Origin of the sequence: Halopiger goleimassiliensis (assembly GCF_000455345.1) — an archaeon.
GTDB lineage: Archaea > Halobacteriota > Halobacteria > Halobacteriales > Natrialbaceae > Halopiger_A > Halopiger_A goleimassiliensis.
This window is the reverse complement of sequence record NZ_HG315690.1, coordinates 139307-160324: the sequence shown is the minus strand read 5'-3', so window position 1 is coordinate 160324 and position 21018 is coordinate 139307. Positions and strand designations below refer to the sequence as shown.

Here is a 21018-nt window from a genome sequence, read left to right as displayed (position 1 = left end):
TTTACTGGTCGTCTTCGAGATGGTCGAGAACGCGGTCGAGTTTTTGCTCGACGTCGTGCTGGCGGCGCTCGAGTTCGACCAGGCGGTCGCCGACTTCGACGACGTCGTCTTCGGTCGCGAAGCCGAGCGTCCGCAGGGTCTCTTGGGCCGTCTCGTCGGCCTGCTGTTGCATCTCGAGGACGTCACCGACGGTCTCGCCGGTCATCTTCGCGAAGGCGGTCGTCGACATGACGTCCTTGAACGCTTCGTTGGCCGTGTTCAGCCAGATGTCCCGGAACTCCTCGACGTCGACGTCCTCGCCCTCGAGCCGGTCGTTCATCCGCTCGACCATCTGCTGGGAGGCGTTCATCCACGTCTCGTAGGCCTTGGCGTACCCCTCGACGCCGTCGGAGATCTCGTTCTCCTCGGTAGCTTCGCCGACGGCCTCCGACCAGCTCTCGACGAACTGCGCCTGGGCCTCCATGTTGTCCTCGAGGGACTCGAGGAGCTGTTCGTTCCACTGTTCGACGAACGCGTTCCAGTTTTGCGGCTGGGGCTGTTGTGAATCTGACATTGGGCGATAATTTGAGACCGTGCGTGAAAAGGCTGCGTGGTCGTTCTAGGCCGAAACGTCGATCTCTTCGGCGGCTTCCTCGACGTTTTCGGCGACGGCGGCGACGTTCTCCTCGACCTGCTCGTGAGCCTCGAGGAAGGCGTCGAAGGACGTGTCGACGACCTCCGAGTAGTTGGCGACGACCTCGTCGTAGGCGGCTTCGGACTCCTCGAGGGCCTCGATCAGCGCCTCGAACGACTGGCTCTGGGCCTCGGTCGCGGAGTCGACGCTCTCGTCGACGAACTCGCGCAGTTCGTCGAAGTCGGCGGCCTCCTCGGGCAGCGAGGCCTCGAGCGCATCGAGGTAGGCGTGGGCGGTACCCTTCGTCAGGTCCGCGTTGGACTCGAGGAGCGCGCCCTGGGTCTCGACGGCGTCGGCGAACGCCCCGAACGAGGCCGACTGGGCCTCGAGGGCGTCGTGGGTGAGGTTCTGGGACTGTTCGATCGCGGTGCGCTGTGCGGCGAATACGGCGGTGACTGGGTTCTGGGTCATGAGTGATCCTCTCGGTTGCGTTTGACGGGGACGACGATGGTCTGGACGATGTCGCCCTCTTCGATGTCGAGGGCGTCCCGTTCGGGTTCGGGAATGCTGATCCGACCGCCGCTCTGGACCCGCGCCTTGAACGTCGCGGTTCCCATGTTCATCGGACCGAACGGCGACACGTCGTCGAACGGCGTCGACGACGTGGACTGCAGCAACCGTTTCATCATCTCCTGCTGGGATTCGGCGACCTGCTCGCCCGCCTCCTGCATCTGCTCGGTGAACATCGCGGGCGGGAACCAGAGCGATCGATCGGAGTCGTCCGTCATCATCGGAGTAAACGAGCCGACCGCTAATAAGCGTTTCCACTGAATACCACTCAATGGCATCAGATGGGGCAGTAGGTAGACGGCTCGAGACAGCAACTCGAGCGGATCCGCTCTCGTCTCGACGCTTCACCTGTCTGGCCCGCACGCACGCTCGCAATCACACTCGCGTACCCGTTCCCGCGTCACTCTAGTCGTGTCACTCGTGTTTGAAACACGACCGCGTGCGTTGCGGGTCCCCCAATTACGGATCGTCGACACTGCCTGGTGATCCCGAGAATCCGTTCCCACGGTCAGAAGGCGAGACGCGTAGTTTCTTTCGGCGAACGTAACGAGTGATTAGCGGGACACGGCGGAAGTAAAGGCTGATTGGATCAGCCAAAGAAGTCATAACCCCCCCGGCCATACCCCGCCATAGATGGTATACCCGAACACTGGGCGCGAGAACCTCGCTGCCATGACCAACGCGTGGTCGGCGATGACCCAGCATTTCCTCCAGAGTGCGACCGCCGCCAACCGAGCCGCCGTTTCGACGATGTTCCCCGCCGCCTTCGCGAACGGTCCGAACGGGGACGCCCCCTCGCAGTCGACCGGCGAACCGATCCCGGCCCCCATTCCGTCGGTCGAACACTCCGACGTCGACTGGGAGTTCGACCGCACCGTCGACGACGCCGACGAGATCGACGTCGGCGACGTCGTCACCTTCGAGAAGACGCTCTCCGAAGCGGACGTTCGTGCGTTCGCACAGATCAGCGGTGACACCAACCGTCTGCACCTCGACGACGAGTTCGCCGAGGAAACCCGGTTCGGCGGGCGGATCGTCCACGGGACGCTCGTCTCCGGGCTGATCAGCGCCGCCCTCGCCCGACTGCCGGGGCTGACGATCTACCTCTCGCAGGACCTCGAGTTCAGCGGTCCCGTCTCCATCGGCGACCGCGTCTCCGCCCGCGTCGAAGTCGTCGAGGACCTCGGCGACGGTCAGTACCGACTCGAGACCTCGATTTACAACGAGGCCAGCGAGACGATGGTCGTCGACGGCGAGGCCGTGGTCCTGATCGACGAGCAACCGGAATAACGCGACGGTTCGGCGGCGGTCTCACCTCCGTGTTCCCCTCGAGTTCGTCGCGTCCGTCTCGTTTTCGACTCGAACCGCCAGAAACCGTTCTCCGATGATATAAATAGTTCCTCCCGGAACGACCCGGTATGACCTTGTTCGGTACCGCCGGGATCCGGGGCCCCGTCGAGGAGATCACGCCGTCGCTCGCGCTGTCGGTCGGCCAGGCCGCGGCCGAACCGGGGGAGACGTTCGTCCTCGGTCGCGACGGTCGCGAAACCGGCCCCGCGCTCGTCGCGGCGATGGAGGCCGGCCTCGAGAGCGCCGGCGCGGACGTGTATCGGATCGGCCAGGTGCCGACCCCGGCGCTCGCCTACGCTTCGCAGGGCCGTCGCGGCGTGATGATCACTGCGAGCCACAATCCGCCGGCCGACAACGGGATCAAACTGTTCGACGACGGCCAGGAGATCGATCGAGACGCCGAGAAGGCGATCGAGGAACGGATCGCCGACGAGGCTGATTCGCCGACGGCGTGGGATCGGTGGGGTCGGTCCGGCCGCCTCGAGCTGCTCGACGAGTACCGTGACGCCGTCGAATCCTACGTCCGCGAGCGGTTCGCCCCCCACGGCGACCGAACCCCGCTCGACGGCCTCGAGGTCGCCGTCGACTGCGGCAACGGCGTCGGCGCGCTCGCGACGCCACAGGTCCTCGAGCGTCTCGGGGCGAACGTAGTCGCGCTGAACGCCTCCGTTGACGGTCACTTCCCCGCGCGCGAGAGTAAACCGACGCCGGAGACGCTGACCGACTTCAGCGACTTCCTGGCGGCGGGCGAGGCGTCACCCGCCTCGGAACGGTCGAGCGACACGGCCGCGGGGGCCGGATCGTTCGACCTCGGCCTCGCACACGACGGCGACGCCGACCGCCTCGTCGTCCTCGGTCCAGACGGGGAGGTGATCCACGAGGACACGATCCTCGCGGTCGTCGCCGAACACTACACCGCCGCAAGCGACGTTGACGATCCGGTCGTCGTCACGACCCCGAACGCCTCGGCCCGGATCGACGAGCGGGTCCGCGAGGCCGGCGGGCGCGTCGAGCGCGTCCGCCTCGGCGCGCTCCACGAGGGCATCGCCCGCGAACGACGCCAGGGGGACGACGACACCGCCGTCGTCTTCGCGGCCGAACCCTGGAAGCACATCCACACCGCCTTCGGGGGCTGGATCGACGGCGTCGCGAGCGCTGCCGCCGTCGCCGCACTCGTCGCACAAGCGGGCGACACCGAGACGCTCAGAGCGCCGGTCACCGAACGCCCCTACCGAAAGGTGAGCGTCGACTGTCCCGACCGCCACAAATCGACCGTGATGGCGACCCTCGAGACGAGCCTTCCCGACGCGTTCCCCGACGCGACGGTCGACACCGACTACGGCGTCCGCCTCGAGTTCCCCGACGCCTCCTGGCTGCTCGTCCGCCCGAGCGGGACCGAACCGTACGTCCGGCTCTACGCCGAGAGCGAGAGCGTCGACGAACTCGTCGCGAACGCCCGGGACGTGATCGAAGCGGCCGTCGCCGACGCCTCGTAACGCCGGACAATCGTTGTCTTCGGGTCGGTGCCTTCTTGCGTTCCCTCCGTGTATCGGGGGACATGGTGATTCAGGACCTTCTCGAGGCCGCCCGCGACGTCCAGTCGTCGGCACACGTCCCCTACTCCGAGTACCGGGTCGGTGCCGCGCTCGAGACCGCCGACGGCGAGGTCTTCGTCGGCTGCAACATCGAAAACGCGAACTACAGCAACAGCCTCCACGCGGAGGAGGTCGCCATCGCCGAGGCGGTGAAATCGGGCCACCGGGAGTTCTCCCGACTCGCCGTCAGTTCCGGGCGACGGGACGGCGTGACTCCCTGCGGGATGTGTCGTCAGACGCTCGCAGAGTTCTGCGACGACGATCTCCTGGTCGTCTGTGACGAAGGCGAGGGCGAATCGCCCACTGAGTACCGGTTGGGCGACTTGCTGCCGGATACCATCTCGGAAGAGACGCTCGAGTAGATCGTTCCTCCTCGCGAGAATCTGGTCCGTCAGCACAGCGAGAGGCCGCGAATCTCGACCGAATCGCCTTCCTCGATGCGCCCGATGACCTGTCCGTCGGTCTCGGCGACGAGATTCGCGGCTCGATCCTCGGGGAGGGCGACGACGAAACCGGTGCCCATGTTGAACGTGCGGTGCATCTCCTCGTCGGTCACGTTGCCCTCCTCCTGGACGAACTCGAAGACGGGCTGGGCCGGCAGCGGGTCGTCGATCACGTACGCGTACTCGCCCATCCGTAGCAGGTTCGTCCAGCCGCCGCCCGTGACGTGGGCCGCCGCGCGGACCTCGTGCTCGCGCATCGGCTCGAGCAGGTCGGTGTAGATCCGGGTCGGTCGCAGGAGTTCCTCGCCGATCGATCGCTCGTCGTCGTACGGGAACGGGTCGGTGTACTCGTGCTCCCGCGTCACTGCTTCGCGAGCGAGCGTGAGTCCGTTCGAGTGGATGCCGTTCGACGGGAAGCCGACGAGCGCGTCGCCGACCGCGGCCTCGCCCTCGAGCACGTCGTCTTTCCCGGCGAGCCCCGCACAGGTGCCCGCGAGGTCGAACCCCTTCACGACCTCGGGCATGACGGCCGTCTCCCCGCCGAGCATGGTGAGGTCGGCCTCCTCGAGGCCCACGGCGAGCCCCTCGCCGATCTCGTTGGTCAGCTCCTCGTCGGGTTCGTCGATCGCGAGGTAGTCGACGAACGCGACGGGTTCGACGCCGGCTGCGACGAGGTCGTTGACGTTCATCGCGATGCAGTCGATACCGATCGTCGAGTAGTCGTCGACCGCCTCGGCCACCAGGAGTTTGGTGCCGACGCCGTCGGTCGCCAGCGCCAGGTAGCGGTCGCCGATGTCGATCAGGCCGGCGTACTCGGTCCGGAGGTCGCTGCCGAAGGCCTCGAGCAGGGCCGCGGTGGCGTCCTCGCTGGCCTCGATGTCGACGCCCGTCTCGGCGTAGGTGAGCCGATCGGTCCCCTCGTCGGCGTGCTCGGTCATGTGGGAACGAGCGCGGGGGTCGAGCAAAAGGTCACCGGTCCGGAGCGAGGGCCGGTCGGTTACCAGAACCCGAAGAGATAGAGGAAGCCGGCCAACACGAGGAGGCTCCCGCCGAACGCGATGGCGAACGCGGGCTTGCTCCATCGAAGCACCGTCCGGCCGTCGAGCGGGCCGAACGGGAGCATGTTGAACGCCGCGAGGAAGAGGTTGATCAGAATCCCGAGGTGGCCGACGAGCCCGATCAGGCCCGGAAAGAGCATGAACGGCGAGAACAACAGGGCGAGCAGCAGGTTCGTCGCCGGTCCGGCGAGCGCGATGTGGCCGTTCTCCCTGACCGTGACCCGGCCCCGGTGGTAGACGGCCCCCGGGGCGGCAAAGAGGAAGCCAGCGAGGCCGCTGATCATCGCCAGGAACAACATCCCGTAGTCCGCACGGAACTCGGCGAGTTGGCCGTACTCGATCGCCACGACCTTGTGACCGAGTTCGTGAAGGAGAAAGCCGACGCCGACGGTCAGGAAACTCGGCCCGACCATGGTGAGGAACGTATCGATCGAGACGCTCTCGCTGCGGTGGAACGGGGCCAACAGGAACGCGAACGCGACGCTCAACACGATCCAGGCGGCGGCGAGGTCGAACAGCTCTTTCTCGCTGAACGAGATGCCCGGATCGGAGCGACGCGACCGGACGCTCACGAGAGGATCCCCCAGAGCAGGTCGAGCGTGTTCCGGGCTCCCTCGAGCAATTGTGCCAGGAGGGCGTCGACGCCGCCGAACTCGGGGCCGGCCAGCCACGGCAGGACGACCAGCACGAAAAGGATCGTCGCGATCAGACTTCCGATGTTCGTCAGCGCGACGATCATGATCAGCCGGAACAGTGGCACGTTGAACATCTCGGCGAGGGCCTCGTCGATGGGTCGGTCCGTGTCGTCGACGATGTCGTTGAGCCGCTGGATGTCGCCGACGTTGACTGGCCGGTGTTTGAGTTCGACGTAGCCGGCGAACCAGCCCGGGGCGAGCAACGGGTTGATGCTGGTCAGCCAGGCGACGAGGCCGCCGACGCCGGCGCTCGTCCAGCGGGCACCCGCCAGTCGCGCGAGGGTAAAGGCGAACACGCCGTTGAACAGCACCCACGCGAGGAACAGTTTGAGGAGGAACGTATCCTGGACGCCCGCCATGAGCAACAGGAAGAAGAAGGCGACGAACCCGATCATCACGAGGTAGCCGAAGACCTTCAGCGGCGAGAACCGGCGGCTCGAGGCCGTCGACGAGATGGACTCCATCGAGGGGAGCGACGCGGGGTTCTCGAGGTAGCGTTCGATCCCGGCCTTGTGGCCGGCTCCGACGACCGCGAGGACGTCGTACCCCTGCTGGCGGAGTTCGTGGAGGTTGTGGGCGATGTAGGCGTCGCGTTCGTCGATCAGGGCGTTCGCGCCACGGGGGCTGAACTGGCGGAATTCCTCCATCATCGCCGCGACGACGTCGCCGTCGGTCATCTTCTCGATGTCGATCTCCTCGATCTGCTCGGCGTCGCCGCCGACCCGATGGAGAACGACCCCCAGCACGGTTCCGAGCAGGACTCCGAGGCCGAGTCCCGCGGTGAGGCCGATCCCGGCCCGTACGGTGTAGATGCCGGCGTTCTCGAACCGGCCGGCGGAGAGCGGCCCGACGAACGTCTCCGTCGCGACCAGCGCGAGACAGCCGACGATCCCGATCCCGACGCCGGCGACCAGTCTGGCCGAAAACGCGTCCAGGATTCCGCCAGTATAGCGGGCGGCCGAATCCAGGGAGGGCAGGAAGAGCAACCCGAGCAACAGGCCACCGAGACCCCCCAGACCGACCGTGCCGACGTACTGTAACAGCGTGGGATCGGTGAGGCCGACGGCCGCGAGAGGATCGAACCCGACGGTCGGCGCGATAAAGACGGTCGCGACGAGGCCGACGACGATACCGAGGGCTATGCCGACTCCGATTCCGATCGACCGGGGGTTGGTGACGCCGAGCGCGAGTCCGCCGACCATCTTCAGTTTCTCGACGAACGACAACCGGCGCCAGAACCGCTGGATGGTCACCTGAATGTCTCGATCCACCAGCGCGACCCCGCTGCCGTTTCGCTTCGCGGCGTCGATGGCCGCGCGCATGTCGGCCCCGGGTTCGATGTCGAACTGATCGCCGAGCCGCGACTGGACGTACGAGAGCATCCAGTAGGCCAGAAACTGGAAGACGGTGTTACCCGAGAGGAGATCCTGTGCCTCGATGTCGTCCGGCGTCCCGCCCTTCATCTGGCGGTACCGGCCTTCGTCTAGTTCGACCGCAACGACGTCGGGTCGCTCCCGATCGATAGTTTCGTGAACCTCGTCGACGCTCGCCTGCGAGACGTGTGCCGTCCCGAGGACGTGCACGGACCCTTCCTCGTCGCTCGGCGCGTCGGGGGGCTCCGGCACATCGGCGTCGCCTGCATCGCTCATTAGCGGGTCAACTCGGCGACGGCTTTTACCAGTATCGGACTCGAAAACGTCGCCGCTTGCGACCGGTTCGAACGCCGCCCTCTGTGAGGCTACCCGAGACGGGAACACTCATCCCCCTCGTCACGAACAATGGACTGATGACCGATCTGATGGAGACGCTCGTGGAGAACCGCGAGATGGTACAGCCGAACCACGCCAACATGCTCGGCTCCGCGCACGGGGGGAACGTGATGAAGTGGATGGACGAGGTCGGGGCGATGTCCGCGATGCGGTTCTCCGGCGAGACCTGCGTGACGGCACGGGTCAACAGCATGAATTTCGAACGGCCCATCTCCGTCGGCGACACCGCCTACATCACGGCCTACGTTTACGACGCCGGACGCTCGAGCGTCAAGGTTCGGCTGATCGCCGAACGCGAGGATCTGCGAACGCGCGAACGCGAGCAGACGACGGAATCGTACTTCGTCTACGTCGCGATCGACGAGGAGAACCGACCGACGTCGGTTCCGGAACTGACCGTCAGTACGGACCGCGGTGAAGAACTGAGGGCCGCTGCTCTCGAGGGTGAATCGGACGGCTGACGTGGTTATTCGTCTCGATCACGAACGTCCTCGAGGACCGAACTGGCGGTCCATCGCGTCTCTGCGATCGCCGCGCCGACGAGGCCGCCGATCGCACCGCCGGTACTCGCGGCACTACGGCTGAACACGCCGCCGATCGCGGCACCGATTGCGGCACCGATCGCCGCGTACCGTGCCCGCTGCAGGACGTTCGTCACTCGATTCCGAACCTGATCGACGTCTCCGGACGTGGGTAGGTTTCCCATATGTCTCTATTCGTGACTCTGTCCGATAAACTATTCTGTCGACGACGGTTTCGCCAGCCTCGTTAGATCGCCACGCGGCCGTCGCGATCACTCGAGAACCCGCTCGAGGTCGCCAAGCGAGTCGAGGACGTAGTCCGGGTCGACCGACGACGCCGCGATCGAGTCCCGATCGGCGATGCCCGTGAGAACGACGGCGGTGTCCATCCCGGCCCGGTTGCCCAGTGCGATGTCGGTGTTGAGCCGGTCCCCCACGACGAGCGTCCGATCGGGTGGGGCCTCGAGGCGGTCGATCGCGGTCTCCGCGGCGACCGACGACGGTTTCCCCAGGATCGCGTCGGGTTCTCGGTCGGCGACGGCTTCCATCGCTGCGAGGATCGCGCCCGACCCCGGAATGCGACCGTCGTCGACGGGAATCGTCGTGTCCGGGTCCGTGCCGTAGAACGGAACGTCGCCCTCGAGTGCCCTGAGCGCGTCCCGGAGCATCGAGTAGGAGAATTCCGTCGTAACCGAACCGAGGACGACCTCGGCGGCGGCCGGATCGTCCGTGAGGTCGACGCCGGCAGCCTCGAGGATCGCCTCGAGACGGTCCTCACCGACGAGGAAGACCGGCTCGCCGGAATGAGTCGCCGAGAGGTACGCCGCCGAGACGGACGCCGACGTCAACACCGATTCCGGATCCACGTCGATGCCGTGCGGAGCCAGTTTCTCCCGGTAGTGTGTGCCATCGCGCGTCGGATTGTTCGAGAAGAGCAGTCGTTCACAGCCGGCCGCCTCGAGGGCTCGAAAGCCCGCCGGCGTGTCGGGGAGCAACTCGTCGCCACGAAGAATCGTCCCGTCGACGTCGAGGATCACCGCCTCGTACTCCGTCATTGGGGAGTCGTTCGGACGGCTATCGATTCAGTGTTTGGATAGCGAAGGTCCCCCGACTGGCGTGCGGGGTCAGTGGGTGTCGCGGCCCCTCAGCTCGAGCGCTCGAGTTCGAGGTCGCGCGTCTCGACCCCGGCTTCTTCGGCGCGTTCGTTCGACTCGATCAGCCGATCGAGTCGCGACTCGAACTCGTCCTCCGAGATGTCACCCGCAGCGTATTGCTGCTGAAGTTCCGTCACCGGGTCGACGGCGTTCTCGTCGGCGTCCGCGGCCGTCTCCGTCTCGGTTTCGGTCGTCGAATCCTCGTCTCTGCCGGTGAAATACCACAGGAGAACCGTACTGAGGACCAACAGCGCGGTGATCGCGACGGCGTAGATCGCCGGTGCGAGCAACAGAGCAGCGATGATGATGACGTCCGCCAGGACGAACTTGATCGCGAAGATTTCCGCGAAACTGTACTCCCGGCCACTGGACATGCCGACGGCTACGGGCCGCTCGGGGATAATTGTAGGGTTCTCGAGCGAATCCTTTTCCCTGTGCCGCCGAATCCACAGGTATGGGACTCGAGGTCGAACCACCCGACCCGCCGGAACTGGAGTTCGTCGATCCGAACGAGTACGAGGACGCGACCGTCGCCGCCGACGACGAGGTCGATTACAAACGCGAGGAACTCCAGGGGTTCCTCGAGGAGGGGGCCTGGGAGGAGGCGTTCGAACAGTGGCGTGCGGAGACCGATCTCGCGGAACGCGAGTACGAAATCGCTCGCGACCTCGACCTGTTCGCGGCGTTCGACTTCTTCTGGGACGACTTCGCCGACCGCGTCGGCTATCACGCGCCGGGTATCCCCGAAGACTGGCAGGAACGGGAGTATCATCCCGACCTGGACACCTGGGGGACCGTCTCGGCGATCAACGCCGAACTCACGTCGTTCGGACAGATCGTCTGTGACGTCCTCAAGGAGGAGTACATCGACTGGGAGGCCGAGTACGAACCCCCGGAGGACCTTCCGGATTTCGACTGACACCCTCTCTGACTCCGATTCCGTCCCCCTCCGAAAATCGCGCGTGAGCTACGTTCGAGCCTCTACTCCCGCGGGACGGCGATGTTACGCGTCCGGCCGTCACACTCCGGACAGGACGCGAGCGAGTCGGTGGCTTCCCGGTAGCCACACTCGCGGCACTCGTAGTACGATCGGGTGGGCGTGTACGGATCACTGAAGACCATACCGCGTGGGGGATAGTTCACACGAAAAAGCGTTGTGTTGGAACACTTTCCCAGTGATCCATACAACTTTTTCTGGACATATGTCCTTAATTACTGGACGAATGTACGACCTTCTCGAGGTCACGCGTCGGCAGGTACCCGTCGACGGCGTCCATCGGGGAGGGGCGACGTCCCGGCGATTGCAAGGAGTACTGTCGTACGGAATCAGTCCGGAGATTCGAACGTGATCCACCATGAGTGAGTCCGACTCCGTCGACCTCGAGGCCGAGCACAGCCGGGCGACGACGGACCACGAGACCATCAAACGGTGGGTCGAGGAACGCGGCGGATCGCCGGCACACGTGGCGGCGACGGCCGACGGCGACGATCCGGGCTTGCTCCGACTGCAGTTCCCCGATACGCAGCGGGATCACGGCGAGATCGAACCGATCAGTTGGGAGCAGTTCTTCGAGAAGTTCGACGACGAGAACCTCGCGTTCGTCTACCAGAGCGAGACGGAAGGCGGACGCACGAGTCGGTTCTACAAGTTCGTCGATCGGGAGTCGCTCGAGGAGTGACCGCTCCCGGCACACTCACGTCGGACGAATTCGATTCGCCTCGCGAAACGCCCCTGTGGAGGAACTAGCCGGACCACTCGCCGGTGAGGTCGCTCGCGAGATTCTGCCGCCAGCGTTCGAACTCCGTTTCGCAGTCGCCGTTCTCGTCGATGTGGTCCATGAAACCCGCGCCGGGGGAGGCCAGTTCGCCCCCACAGAAAGGACAGGTGATCGGATCGGTCCAGGTCGTGGTTGCGGCCATCTGTAGCCGGGTCTTTCAGGAACCATCATATAAACTCGATCCGTAAATATCTATTATCGTTATATGTGGTATAATTGCCCTAATATATTTGTCCTTCGGAGGCCGAATCCGTGATCCCGCTCGAACCGACGGATCTTCACACCACGAAAAGAGTTAACACGAAACGCGAGTAATTCAGACACATGGTTCCGACGGAGTCGCTCGAGTACGAGTGCGTCCAGTGTGCGTACCGCGAGGTCACCGAGGACGCGTTACTCGGCTCCTGTCGGCGGTGTGGAGGCGAGATGCGAAACGTCGAACCCGTGCGCGATTGATCGACGTCGCCGTGCGGGCCGGCGTTCGCCCCTCGTAGTACGAGTACCACCAGTTTTTCGCCTCAGTAGTGAAGCCGAGATCGGCACGTGTCCGTCCCGCTCCAGCCTCGGTTAGCGACGGTCGGAGATCGATAAGACGTCTCCTCGAGTCGCTTTTCGATCCGCGAGGTCGCTTCTCGATCGTGACGGCGTGCCGAATGCGCCGACATCGTCGGGATCAAGACGGTTCGAATATTATTTCTGACTCGAGTACTCATCCGTAGCTGTACGACTTTAGACAATAGGCAGTGACGTTCTATCACTGCCCATCACACCAGAAACAACGTCGTATTGTGATGCGATAGCTGATGTCGGGGGACCTCATGACACACTGCGGTCAAAACCCTTCAGGTTTATGCATCAGGATGTTGGAGTGTACTGCATATGTCCGAAACCGGGACGGAGTCCCGTCCGCTGGTCCGACAGCTTCCGGATCCATCGACGGCGTCGAACGTTCGGTACAACCCGTCGCTCGAGACGCTCCGCGAACTCGCCGCCCACGAGGAGACGACCACCGAGTTCGGTTCCCCCTCGTACGTCAGCGAGTACCGGTCCCGTAGTGCTGATCGCACGCGAAACGCCGTCGACCACGAGTTTTCGGACGGCGACTACGAACTCGTCGACGAGGCCGTCGACCGCGCTGGGGAGCGCGAGATGGTTTGCGTCGACCGGCTGATGGGACGCCATCCCGAGGCGTCGTTTTGCTGCCGCCTGTTCGTTCCCGTCGACCACGCCCGCATCGCTCTCGCCTGGGCGAACCTCTTCGAACCCAGCGACGGTCGCGAACCCGACCTCTTCACGGTTCAGGACCCCGATTACGACGGCACCGCGATCCGCGTGCTCCCCGACGAGGGGTTCACCGCCGTTCTCGGCAGCGACTACACCGGCGAGGCGAAGAAGTCGTTCCTCCGGCTGTTCATGTACCGGATCAAGCAGGAGGGTGGCCTCGGACTCCACGCCGGCAGCAAACGCGTTCGCGTCCGTGACGCGGATGGCGACCTGCGTACCGTCGGGCAGGTGTTCATGGGGCTGTCGGCCACCGGCAAGTCGACGCTGACCTCCCACGGCTGCTGGCTCGAGGAGCCCGAACACGCCGTGATGCTCCAGGACGACGTCTGTGGGCTCCTCCCCGACGGGTCGGTCGCCGGGAGCGAGGGGAAGGGACTGTTCATCAAGACGATCGGCCTCGATCCGGCAGAACAGCCCGAACTGTACGCGGCCGCGACCGACGAGTCGGCCATCCTCGAGAACGTCGCCGTCGACGACGGCGGCACCGTCGACTTCGACGAGGATCGCTACACGGCCAACTCCCGGGCCATCGTCCAGCGCGACGAACTCGAGAGCGCGGCGGATGACATCGACCTCGACCGGATGGATCAGGTCTTTTTCATCACCCGCAACCCGCTGATGCCGCCGGTCGCGAAACTCACGCCCGAGCAGGCGGCCGTCGCGTTCATGCTGGGAGAGTCGATCGAGACGAGCGCCGGCGATCCGTCCCGGGCAGGCGAATCGATCCGCGTGGTCGGAACGAACCCCTTCATCATCGGCTCGGAAGGCGAGGAGGGCAACGTCTTCTACGACCTCGTCTCCGATCTCGACGTCGAGTGCTACGTACTCAACACGGGCTATCTCGGCGAGCAGTCCGTCGACGTCGGCGTCGAAGAATCGGTCACCATCCTCACCGAAGTCGCTCGCGGAACGATCGAGTGGACCGACGACGAGCGCACCGGCCTGACCGTCCCCGACTCCGTTCCCGGTCTCGAGATCGACGACTACTACGTCCCCGATCACGTCGCCGACTACGACGACGCCGTCGCCGACCTTCGGGCCGAGCGCCGCGAGTACCTCTCGCAGTTCGACGACCTCCGGGACGAGATCGCGGACGCCGTCTACTGATCCACGTTCCGACGGACTCCGTCGGTAACCGACGCTTGGGTCCGGGAGGTTTCGGGTTCAGATTCGATCTGACGGGCTATTTCGCTTGCCCCGTCGGGATGACTTCTCCATCCTCGGTAGTGCCGGATTAGGGCTGATCGCGGTCGTATTTCAGTCGATAAGCCGATCTAGTCCAGGTTCTGATACTACCGACGTCCGTGTACGTCCGATCCCCACCTAGGCAGTGATCTTACTCGAGAGCCCCTCTCGTAGTAGTATTTTACTTCGGTGAGCGACCGGTTTCCGTGGGGAATTCGATCATTTATCACTGGAATTACAGCATCGGTTTACGGTTCGGGGGACCCGACCGTTCGGCGAGGCATGAGCATACGAACCACACTGGTCGTAGCAGTAGCGGTACTGATGATAGTCGGAACGAGTGGCGCAGCCGTCGCAGGGGCGGGCGTCGACGAACACGTGGACGACGCCGACGACGAGTGGCAGGTGACGATCGAAGAGGCCGACATCGTCGTCGTGGTCGACGATCCGACCGATGACCGCGACGGTCAAGCGACCGACGCGCAAACGGACGAACAGCCGGTCGATGACGCGGACGACGCCGTCGACGATGCGGACTCCGAACTCGAGGACGACGCCGATTCGGCGGTCGGCGAGCAAGACGATCCCGAGACGACGGATGAGAGTGATCAGATCGGCGACGAGACGGCCGCTGACGGCCTGTCCGTCGATCACGCGAGCGTCCTCGTCGTCCTCGACGAGGTCGACGCGCCGATGGATCACGATCAAGTCGACGACGCGCCCGACGAGGAGTCCGGCGTCGACGACGGAGACGACCTCCAGGAGGAGGACAACCTCGAACAGGACGATGACGCCGCCGCGGAGGACGCGCTCGACGACGACGCCGATCTCCAGGAGGACGACCAGGACGTAGCGGATGAGGGGGACCTCGAAGATGAGAGCGAACTCGAGGACGACGCTGACGATACCGAACTCGAGGACGACGCTGACGATACCGAACTCGAGGAGGATGCGGACGACGTCGAATCAGACGACACGTCCGTCGACGACGTGGCGGATAGCGACGACCGTCACGTGACGATCCAGGAGGCGACGATCTTCGTGCACGTCGACGAACTCGGCGAGGAATTCGAGCAGCACCTCGACGACGAAGAAGCGCCGGCCCAACAACAAGACGACCAGCAGACCGATGACGTCGCCCAGGACGACCAGCAGGCCGATGACGACACGCTCGACGAGTCCGACGCGGTCGACGAGGCCGGTCACGAGGGCGTCATGGTCCACCAGACGCAACTCGAGGTGACCGTCGACAGTGCCCAGTTCGTCCACCTGATGGCACACCAGCAGCTTCCGATGGAGGACGCGCCGGACGCTGACTGGGACGATCGCGAGGACGCCGACGAGGAGACTGCGGACCAGGCCCACGATGACGACGTCGCGGAGGACGACCAGCTCGAGGATGAAGACGACGCAGTCGCCCAGGAGCAACTCGAGGAACAGGAACCGCTCGAGGGTCAGGAGACCGTTGAGGAAGCCCTCGAGGTGACGATCGAGGAGGCGATCGTCTTCGTGGTCCACGACGCCCAGATGGCTGGTGACGAGATGCCGGTCGACGACGAAATGATGGGTCAGATGCCGACTGACGAGGATGAGTACGACGATGACGCCGAAGTCGACGACGAAGACGTTGAGGACGACATCGACGAGGAGTCCGACGACCTCGCTGACGACGACGGCGACGCGTTCGACGAGGGCCAGCAGGACGATGCTCAGATGGACGAGGAAACCGACGTCCAACAGGAGGAGTCCGCCGATGACGCCATGGGCGTCGATGCTCCCCTCCACGTGACCGTCGAAGACGCGACGGTATTCGTCGTCCACGACCTCGACGCGTTGCTACCGATCGATCAGATCGAGGAGCAGCCGCCGATGACCGAAGACCAGCCACCCGCTGACGACGATCAAACGCCCGCTGACGACCAACAGCCACCTGCTGACGACCAGCAGCCACCCGCTGACGACGATCAACCACCCGTGAGCGAGGAAGAACCGCCCGCTGACGACCAGCAGCCACCCGCTGACGACGAGGAGCAACAGCCAGTCGACCAGGAAGAACAGCCGGTCGATGACGACCAGCCCACCGACGGCGCTGAGACGCCGGCCGACGAGGGTAACGAGGACCCCGCGTCGCCGGTCCTGATGGGATAATCGGTCCCTCGCTGCGTTTTTCGAGCGCTCGAACGCACCGTTGACCCGCTGGGCTGAAGCGAGGACGACGGGAAGACGGTAGACGAAACCATCGTCGTTTCCAGTTCCATTGACGGGAAAACGCAGGATTTACCGTACACGGACAGTGTTATATGTGTTCGGTTCTCACATCCGACAATGAGCGCAGAGGTACGAGCACCCACGGCCCGCGTTTGCGAACGGTGCGGTCGTGAAGAGTACTGGGACGAATCCCTCGAAGCGTGGCAGATCGTCCGCGACGACGGCGACAAACAGGCCGGCAATCCCCACTGTCTCCACGAGTGGGACATCAACGGCACGTTCAACCCGGTAGTCGAACGTAGCGACTGAGTCGGACGGAGTGCTCGAGCGATCGGTCCGGCACGACGGTCGCACGAGAAGCCCTTTTGTCTATCCGACGGCATCGTCCGGCTAGATGACGACCGTCTACGTCACGGCACCACCGGACAGCGCCGACGAAATCGCCGAAACGCTCGTCGAGGAACGGCTCGCTGCTTGCGTCAACCGGCTGGAAACGACGTCGGTCTACCGGTGGGACGGAGCCATCCAGCACGACGACGAGGCCGTGTTGCTGGCGAAGACGACCGCCGACGCGTACCCGCAGCTGAAGGAACGAGTGCTCGAGGTGCACCCCTACGACGTTCCCTGTATCGAACGCTTCGACGAGGCGGACGTCCTCGAGTCCTTCGGGGAGTGGCGTGCCGAGAGCGTCACGGTCGAGTAACGCGGAGCGGGCTCGAGGGTGCGCCAACTCGTCACAGGCCTGACTGCCCGAAAAAGCAACCCTTAAAACTCGCGCGCGGGTTCTGTCGGGTATGGCTGGAACCATCGAAGTGCTCGTTCCGGGTGGCCAGGCCGATCCCGGCCCGCCGCTCGGTCCGGAGCTCGGACCGACGCCCGTCGACGTCCAGGCGGTCGTCCAGGAGATCAACGACCAGACCGAAGCGTTCGACGGCACCGAAGTGCCCGTCACCGTCGACTACGAGGACGACGGCTCGTTCTCGATCGATGTCGGTGTCCCACCGACGGCGGAACTGATCAAGGACGAGGCTGGCTTCGAGACCGGCAGCGGCGAACCCCAGGAGGACTTCGTCGCCGACCTCTCGATCGACCAGGTCAAGCAGATCGCCGAGCAGAAACACCCCGACCTGCTCGCCTACGACACGAAAAACGCCGCGAAGGAGATCGTCGGCACCTGCGCCTCGATGGGCGTCACCATCGAGGGCAACGACGCTCGAGAGTTCAAAGAGCGAGTCGACGACGGCGAGTACGACGACGTGTTGGTCGAAGCGTAACTGTCTTCTGCGGATCCGGACGGTTTTCGGAGCCAGTTCCGGGGAGCCATGTACGTCGCTCCCTTCCGTCCCGTGCCTCGGGACGTTTCGAGGGGACTCCTCTGCCGTCGCGGTTTTACACGGCCAGGTGACCGCTGACAGGGTGGAGTGTACACGCCACCAGCATGATGTTTGCGGGCACGCGTGTGGAAGTCAAGACAGCATCTCGAGCGGCGACGAGGGCACCCCCGTCGCGGATGTAAGAGGGTTTCGATACGGGCGTGAACGTGTTCGATTTCAGTTCGAGCTCGCGTCCGACGATGCGCCGAGCGAACTGCCATCAACGCGAGCGCGACGACTCGATTTGAGACGGGTTAAATCTTGTTCGCCGGGGGGACGGTTCGATCGTCGGGGCTCGAGACGTTTCCGCCGCCGAACAGGACCCGAGCGAGGGCACCGGTTCCAAGCGCCGCCGCGATGACTCCGAAGCCTGCGGTCGCGGGAATCGATACTCCGACGAGACCTGCCAGGATACTGCCGACGACGACGCCAGCCGGCAATCCGTCCCGTCCGAGCCGTGCGCCGATGCCGGTTCCGATACCGACGACACCGATTACCAGCCCCGCCGGAAGGACTGCGGCCGAGACCAGCAAGAACAACATTCCGAAGAAGAGCCCGAGGCTCGAGTCGAGAATGAGGTAGCCAGCAGTCCCCAGCGCGGAGAGGACGAAGACCCCTGGCGTCCCGATACAGATCGAAATTACGGGACTCCGTCGGCTCTTTTCGACGGCCCGGGTTCCGGCACCCTGTACCAGACCGAGGAGTACCGCCGCCACGATGAGCGTCGCGACGAACTGTCCGATCGCCCGTTCGACTGGTCCGAGCGACTGGTAGATCGCGACCAGGTCGCTCGAGGCGAGCGTTCCGGTGAGGTCGTTCCCAACCGCCTCACCCACGTATAAATTTAACGGCCACATTATCCTACGTTTCACCATCACTGCACATAGAAGTTTTGCTCAACGTGATTGGACTATTATCCGACACGAACCCTGTGGCCATCGATTTTAGCCGGTATGGTTTTTTGATCCCACGTACGAGAGGTGCCGATACCGATCCGGTAATTCGGGTTCCGGGAGCGCGAGAAGTGGCATCGATCGGGAATCCAGTTCGACGGGTTTAAGTCCGCGATGCTTCTTGCTTCAACAGAGACAGGCCTTGCCTGTTTCACTGACCCGTAGGAGCGTCCTGCGTACTACGGAGGTGAACGATGGCAGATTCGGATATCGAAACAGCAGTAAGTCGCGCACTCGAGGAAGCGCCGGATCGGAACTTTACCGAGACGGTCGACCTCGCGATCAACCTGCGCGACCTTGACCTGAACGAACCGTCGAACCGTGTTGACGAGTCCGTCGTGCTCCCGTCCGGTACCGGACAGGAGACGCGCATCGTCGTTATCGCCGAAGGTGAGACCGCCGTCCGCGCCGAAGAGGTCGCGGACGAGGTCCTCTCGGAGGACGACGTGGCCGACCTTGACGACGACGAAGCCAAGGATATGGCCGACGAGACGGACTTCTTCATCGCCGAGGAGGCGATGATGCAAGACGTCGCCCGGCACCTGGGTACCATCCTCGGTCCCCGGGGGAAGATGCCGGACCCGCTCTCGCCCGACGAGGACGTCGTCGAGACCGTCAACCGGCTCAAAAACACCGTGCAGCTTCGCTCGGGTGACCGACGCACGTTCCACACGCTGGTCGGTTCCGAAGCAATGGACGCCGAGGAGGTCGCCGACAACATCGACGTCATCCTGCGACGCCTGCACGCCGACCTCGAGAAGGGGCCCCAGAACATCGACGCCGTCTACGTGAAGACGACGATGGGCCCGTCCGTTGAGGTGGTCTAACATGAGCGCACAGGCAGATCGCAAAACCGAGAACCTTCCCCAGTGGAAGAAAGAGGAAGTCGAGGAGCTCACCGATCTCCTCGAGGACTACGACAGCGTCGGCATCGTCGGTCTGACCGGTATCCCCTCGAAGCAACTGCAGGATATGCGCCGCGATCTCTACGGCACCGCCGAGTTGCGGGTCAGCCGTAACACCCTGCAGATCCGCGCGCTCGAGGCCGCCGGTTACGACGGCCTCGTCGACGAAGTCGAGGGCCACGTCGGGCTCGTCGCGACGAACGACAACCCCTTCGCGCTCTACAAGGAACTCGAGGAATCGAAGACGCCCGCACCGATCAACGAGGGCGAGGTCGCTCCGAACGACATCGTGATCCCCGAAGGGGACACGGGCGTCGATCCGGGGCCGTTCGTCGGCGAACTCCAGAGCATCGGCGCGAACGCACGGATCGAGGACGGTTCGATCCAGGTCATGGAGGACTCGACGGTCCTCGAGGCCGGCGAGGAAGTTCCCGCCGACGTGGCGAACGTCCTCAACGAACTCGGAATCGAACCGAAGGAGGTCGGCCTCGACCTGCGCGCCGTCATCGCCGACGGCGTCCTCTTCGGACCCGAGGACCTCGACATCGATGTCGAGGCCTACGAGAGCGACGTTCGGACGGCCGCCGCGCGTGCTCGGAACCTCGCGGTCAACGCGGAGTACCCGACCACGACGACGGTCCCGACGCTCGTCGCCAAGGCCACGGGCGAAGCCAAGAGCCTCGGTTTGCACGCCGCGATCGAGGACGAAGAGTTGATGCCCGACCTCGTTACCAAGGCCGACGCACAGGTCCGTGCGCTCGCGGCCCAGATCGACGACGAGGAGGCTCTGCCCGAGGAGCTACAGGGCGTCGAGGCACCCGCTGCTGAGCCGGCCGTCGAGGCCGACGAGGACACGGACGAATCGGCAGACGACCAAGACGACGCCGAGGCCGACGAGGCCGCCGACGAAGACGAAGACGACGATGACGACGACGCCGGCGGCGAAGGGCTCGGTGCGATGTTCGGCTAATCACGACCAACGGAGGATACAACAATGGAATACGTATACGCTGCACTCATCCTGAACGAATCGGGCGAAGAGATCAACGAAGACAACCTCACGGACGTGCTCGACGCCGCCGGCGTCGACGTCGAAGAGTCCCGCGTGAAGGCGCTCGTCGCCGCGCTCGAGGACGTCGACATCGACGAGGCCGTCGAGGAGGCCGCTGCTGCACCCGCCGCTGCGGGTGCTGCCGCTGGTGGGGCCGCTGGTGCCGCTGCGGACGAAGGCGACGAAGCCGCGGAGGAGGAAGAAGGCGAGTCCGACGTGCCGGACACGACGGACGAGGACGACGACGAAGACGAGGACGCCGGTGGCGAGGGCCTCGGCGAACTCTTCGGTTAAGTCGGATCACGAGCCGTTCGAGAACGCGTTTTTTCGACGTCGACGAAAGCTATCCAGCTGTGGGTGTGGCCATCGCGGCGGGGTGGCGGTACCACGAATACGAAGGAGCCGTTCGAGTTCCGAGAAGGGCAAGCAGAAGTACTGGCTCGAGCGAACTGTCTGTCATAGCGATCGGTTCGGCCACTCAGGGGGAAACCGTTCTGCCCAGTCAGGTCGGTC

The 21018-nt window shown here is 64.5% G+C and carries 27 protein-coding genes; 15 read left to right on the top strand and 12 right to left on the bottom strand.

The window, feature by feature from the left end; translation table 11 throughout:
* Position 1: 1 nt before the first annotated feature.
* The 3 genes from TX79_RS00815 to TX79_RS00805 are packed head-to-tail and all read right to left on the bottom strand — an operon-like array spanning position 2 to position 1401.
* Positions 2-553 carry a poly(R)-hydroxyalkanoic acid synthase subunit PhaE gene (locus TX79_RS00815; protein ID WP_049925123.1) on the bottom strand — a complete coding sequence of 184 codons (552 nt, stop codon included), beginning with the start codon at positions 551-553 and terminating at the stop codon, positions 2-4.
* A 45-nt stretch (positions 554-598) separates the two neighbouring features.
* A complete protein-coding gene (locus TX79_RS00810; RefSeq protein ID WP_049925121.1) occupies positions 599-1084 on the bottom strand; it encodes a hypothetical protein in 486 nt (161 codons plus the stop codon).
* Positions 1081-1401, bottom strand: a complete 321-nt coding sequence (locus TX79_RS00805) for an AbrB/MazE/SpoVT family DNA-binding domain-containing protein (RefSeq protein ID WP_049925120.1) — start codon at positions 1399-1401, stop codon at positions 1081-1083. The genes TX79_RS00810 and TX79_RS00805 overlap by 4 nt, the downstream gene beginning before the upstream one ends.
* Positions 1402-1816: 415 nt before the next feature.
* Between TX79_RS00805 and TX79_RS00800 the strand changes: the two genes are divergently transcribed.
* The 3 genes from TX79_RS00800 to cdd all read left to right on the top strand — a co-directional run bounded on the left by TX79_RS00800 (position 1817) and on the right by cdd (position 4490).
* On the top strand, positions 1817-2473 hold the full coding sequence (locus TX79_RS00800; protein ID WP_049925119.1) for a MaoC family dehydratase: 657 nt from the start codon (positions 1817-1819) through the stop codon (positions 2471-2473).
* A gap of 128 nt (positions 2474-2601) precedes the next feature.
* A complete protein-coding gene (locus TX79_RS00795) occupies positions 2602-4029 on the top strand; it encodes a phosphomannomutase (RefSeq protein WP_049925117.1) in 1428 nt (475 codons plus the stop codon).
* 62 nt (positions 4030-4091) lie between these two features.
* Entirely contained in the window at positions 4092-4490 is a 399-nt protein-coding gene (gene cdd, locus TX79_RS00790) for a cytidine deaminase (RefSeq protein ID WP_049925116.1), read from the top strand.
* A gap of 29 nt (positions 4491-4519) precedes the next feature.
* Here the strand turns inward: cdd and purM are convergent, their stop codons facing one another.
* Genes purM through TX79_RS00775 form a run of 3 tightly spaced genes read right to left on the bottom strand, consistent with a single transcriptional unit; the run spans position 4520 to position 7973 of the window.
* Positions 4520-5509: a phosphoribosylformylglycinamidine cyclo-ligase gene (purM, locus tag TX79_RS00785; protein ID WP_049925114.1), complete on the bottom strand. Its 990-nt coding sequence runs from the start codon at positions 5507-5509 to the stop codon at positions 4520-4522.
* 59 nt (positions 5510-5568) lie between these two features.
* Positions 5569-6201 (bottom strand): metalloprotease, encoded by a 633-nt coding sequence (locus tag TX79_RS00780; protein ID WP_049925112.1) that lies wholly within the window; start codon positions 6199-6201, stop codon positions 5569-5571.
* Entirely contained in the window at positions 6198-7973 is a 1776-nt protein-coding gene (locus TX79_RS00775) for a TraB/GumN family protein (RefSeq protein WP_049925111.1), read from the bottom strand. Before TX79_RS00775 ends, TX79_RS00780 begins: the two co-directional genes overlap by 4 nt.
* Before the next feature lie 137 nt (positions 7974-8110).
* On the opposite strand from TX79_RS00775, the gene TX79_RS00770 reads away from it, so the two are divergent.
* Complete coding sequence (locus tag TX79_RS00770; RefSeq protein ID WP_049925109.1) at positions 8111-8554, top strand: acyl-CoA thioesterase; 444 nt, start codon at positions 8111-8113, stop codon at positions 8552-8554.
* A gap of 5 nt (positions 8555-8559) precedes the next feature.
* Here the strand turns inward: TX79_RS00770 and TX79_RS00765 are convergent, their stop codons facing one another.
* The 3 genes from TX79_RS00765 to TX79_RS00755 form a co-directional block, all read right to left on the bottom strand.
* The gene (locus tag TX79_RS00765; protein ID WP_049925107.1) at positions 8560-8799 is read right to left on the bottom strand and encodes a hypothetical protein; all 240 of its coding nucleotides are present in this window, start codon (positions 8797-8799) and stop codon (positions 8560-8562) included.
* 87 nt (positions 8800-8886) lie between these two features.
* Positions 8887-9669: an HAD-IIA family hydrolase gene (locus tag TX79_RS00760; RefSeq protein WP_049925106.1), complete on the bottom strand. Its 783-nt coding sequence runs from the start codon at positions 9667-9669 to the stop codon at positions 8887-8889.
* Between the two features lie 89 nt (positions 9670-9758).
* The gene (locus tag TX79_RS00755) at positions 9759-10142 is read right to left on the bottom strand and encodes an SHOCT domain-containing protein (protein ID WP_049925105.1); all 384 of its coding nucleotides are present in this window, start codon (positions 10140-10142) and stop codon (positions 9759-9761) included.
* 80 nt (positions 10143-10222) lie between these two features.
* On the opposite strand from TX79_RS00755, the gene TX79_RS00750 reads away from it, so the two are divergent.
* The gene (locus TX79_RS00750; protein WP_049925103.1) at positions 10223-10687 is read left to right on the top strand and encodes a hypothetical protein; all 465 of its coding nucleotides are present in this window, start codon (positions 10223-10225) and stop codon (positions 10685-10687) included.
* Between the two features lie 62 nt (positions 10688-10749).
* On the opposite strand, the gene TX79_RS19150 is transcribed toward TX79_RS00750, so the two are convergent.
* Positions 10750-10890, bottom strand: a complete 141-nt coding sequence (locus TX79_RS19150) for a rubrerythrin-like domain-containing protein (RefSeq protein WP_154660437.1) — start codon at positions 10888-10890, stop codon at positions 10750-10752.
* 233 nt (positions 10891-11123) lie between these two features.
* On the opposite strand from TX79_RS19150, the gene TX79_RS00745 reads away from it, so the two are divergent.
* A complete protein-coding gene (locus TX79_RS00745) occupies positions 11124-11447 on the top strand; it encodes a hypothetical protein (RefSeq protein WP_049925102.1) in 324 nt (107 codons plus the stop codon).
* A gap of 64 nt (positions 11448-11511) precedes the next feature.
* Here the strand turns inward: TX79_RS00745 and TX79_RS19500 are convergent, their stop codons facing one another.
* Positions 11512-11688 carry a DUF7501 family protein gene (locus tag TX79_RS19500; protein WP_195892432.1) on the bottom strand — a complete coding sequence of 59 codons (177 nt, stop codon included), beginning with the start codon at positions 11686-11688 and terminating at the stop codon, positions 11512-11514.
* A gap of 182 nt (positions 11689-11870) precedes the next feature.
* Here TX79_RS19500 and TX79_RS19145 point away from each other — a divergent pair, with 182 nt between their 5' ends.
* From TX79_RS19145 to TX79_RS00720, 6 genes are all read left to right on the top strand, one after another.
* Positions 11871-12002 (top strand): rubrerythrin-like domain-containing protein, encoded by a 132-nt coding sequence (locus TX79_RS19145; protein WP_154660436.1) that lies wholly within the window; start codon positions 11871-11873, stop codon positions 12000-12002.
* 423 nt (positions 12003-12425) lie between these two features.
* Positions 12426-13937: a phosphoenolpyruvate carboxykinase (ATP) gene (locus TX79_RS00740; RefSeq protein ID WP_049925100.1), complete on the top strand. Its 1512-nt coding sequence runs from the start codon at positions 12426-12428 to the stop codon at positions 13935-13937.
* Positions 13938-14339: 402 nt separating this feature from the next.
* On the top strand, positions 14340-16163 hold the full coding sequence (locus tag TX79_RS19140) for a hypothetical protein (protein ID WP_049925099.1): 1824 nt from the start codon (positions 14340-14342) through the stop codon (positions 16161-16163).
* 177 nt (positions 16164-16340) lie between these two features.
* The gene (locus TX79_RS00730; protein WP_049925098.1) at positions 16341-16532 is read left to right on the top strand and encodes an HEWD family protein; all 192 of its coding nucleotides are present in this window, start codon (positions 16341-16343) and stop codon (positions 16530-16532) included.
* Positions 16533-16617: 85 nt separating this feature from the next.
* Positions 16618-16926: a divalent-cation tolerance protein CutA gene (gene cutA / locus TX79_RS00725; protein WP_049925096.1), complete on the top strand. Its 309-nt coding sequence runs from the start codon at positions 16618-16620 to the stop codon at positions 16924-16926.
* A 91-nt stretch (positions 16927-17017) separates the two neighbouring features.
* A complete protein-coding gene (locus tag TX79_RS00720) occupies positions 17018-17497 on the top strand; it encodes a 50S ribosomal protein L11 (RefSeq protein ID WP_049925095.1) in 480 nt (159 codons plus the stop codon).
* A 353-nt stretch (positions 17498-17850) separates the two neighbouring features.
* Here the strand turns inward: TX79_RS00720 and TX79_RS00715 are convergent, their stop codons facing one another.
* Entirely contained in the window at positions 17851-18432 is a 582-nt protein-coding gene (locus TX79_RS00715; protein WP_230198520.1) for a hypothetical protein, read from the bottom strand.
* Between the two features lie 311 nt (positions 18433-18743).
* On the opposite strand from TX79_RS00715, the gene TX79_RS00710 reads away from it, so the two are divergent.
* The 3 genes from TX79_RS00710 to rpl12p are packed head-to-tail and all read left to right on the top strand — an operon-like array spanning position 18744 to position 20799.
* Positions 18744-19376: a 50S ribosomal protein L1 gene (locus tag TX79_RS00710; protein ID WP_049925092.1), complete on the top strand. Its 633-nt coding sequence runs from the start codon at positions 18744-18746 to the stop codon at positions 19374-19376.
* Between the two features lies 1 nt (position 19377).
* A complete protein-coding gene (locus tag TX79_RS00705) occupies positions 19378-20424 on the top strand; it encodes a 50S ribosomal protein L10 (RefSeq protein WP_049925091.1) in 1047 nt (348 codons plus the stop codon).
* Between the two features lie 24 nt (positions 20425-20448).
* The gene (rpl12p, locus tag TX79_RS00700; protein ID WP_049925090.1) at positions 20449-20799 is read left to right on the top strand and encodes a 50S ribosomal protein P1; all 351 of its coding nucleotides are present in this window, start codon (positions 20449-20451) and stop codon (positions 20797-20799) included.
* The last annotated feature ends 219 nt before the right edge of the window (positions 20800-21018 follow it).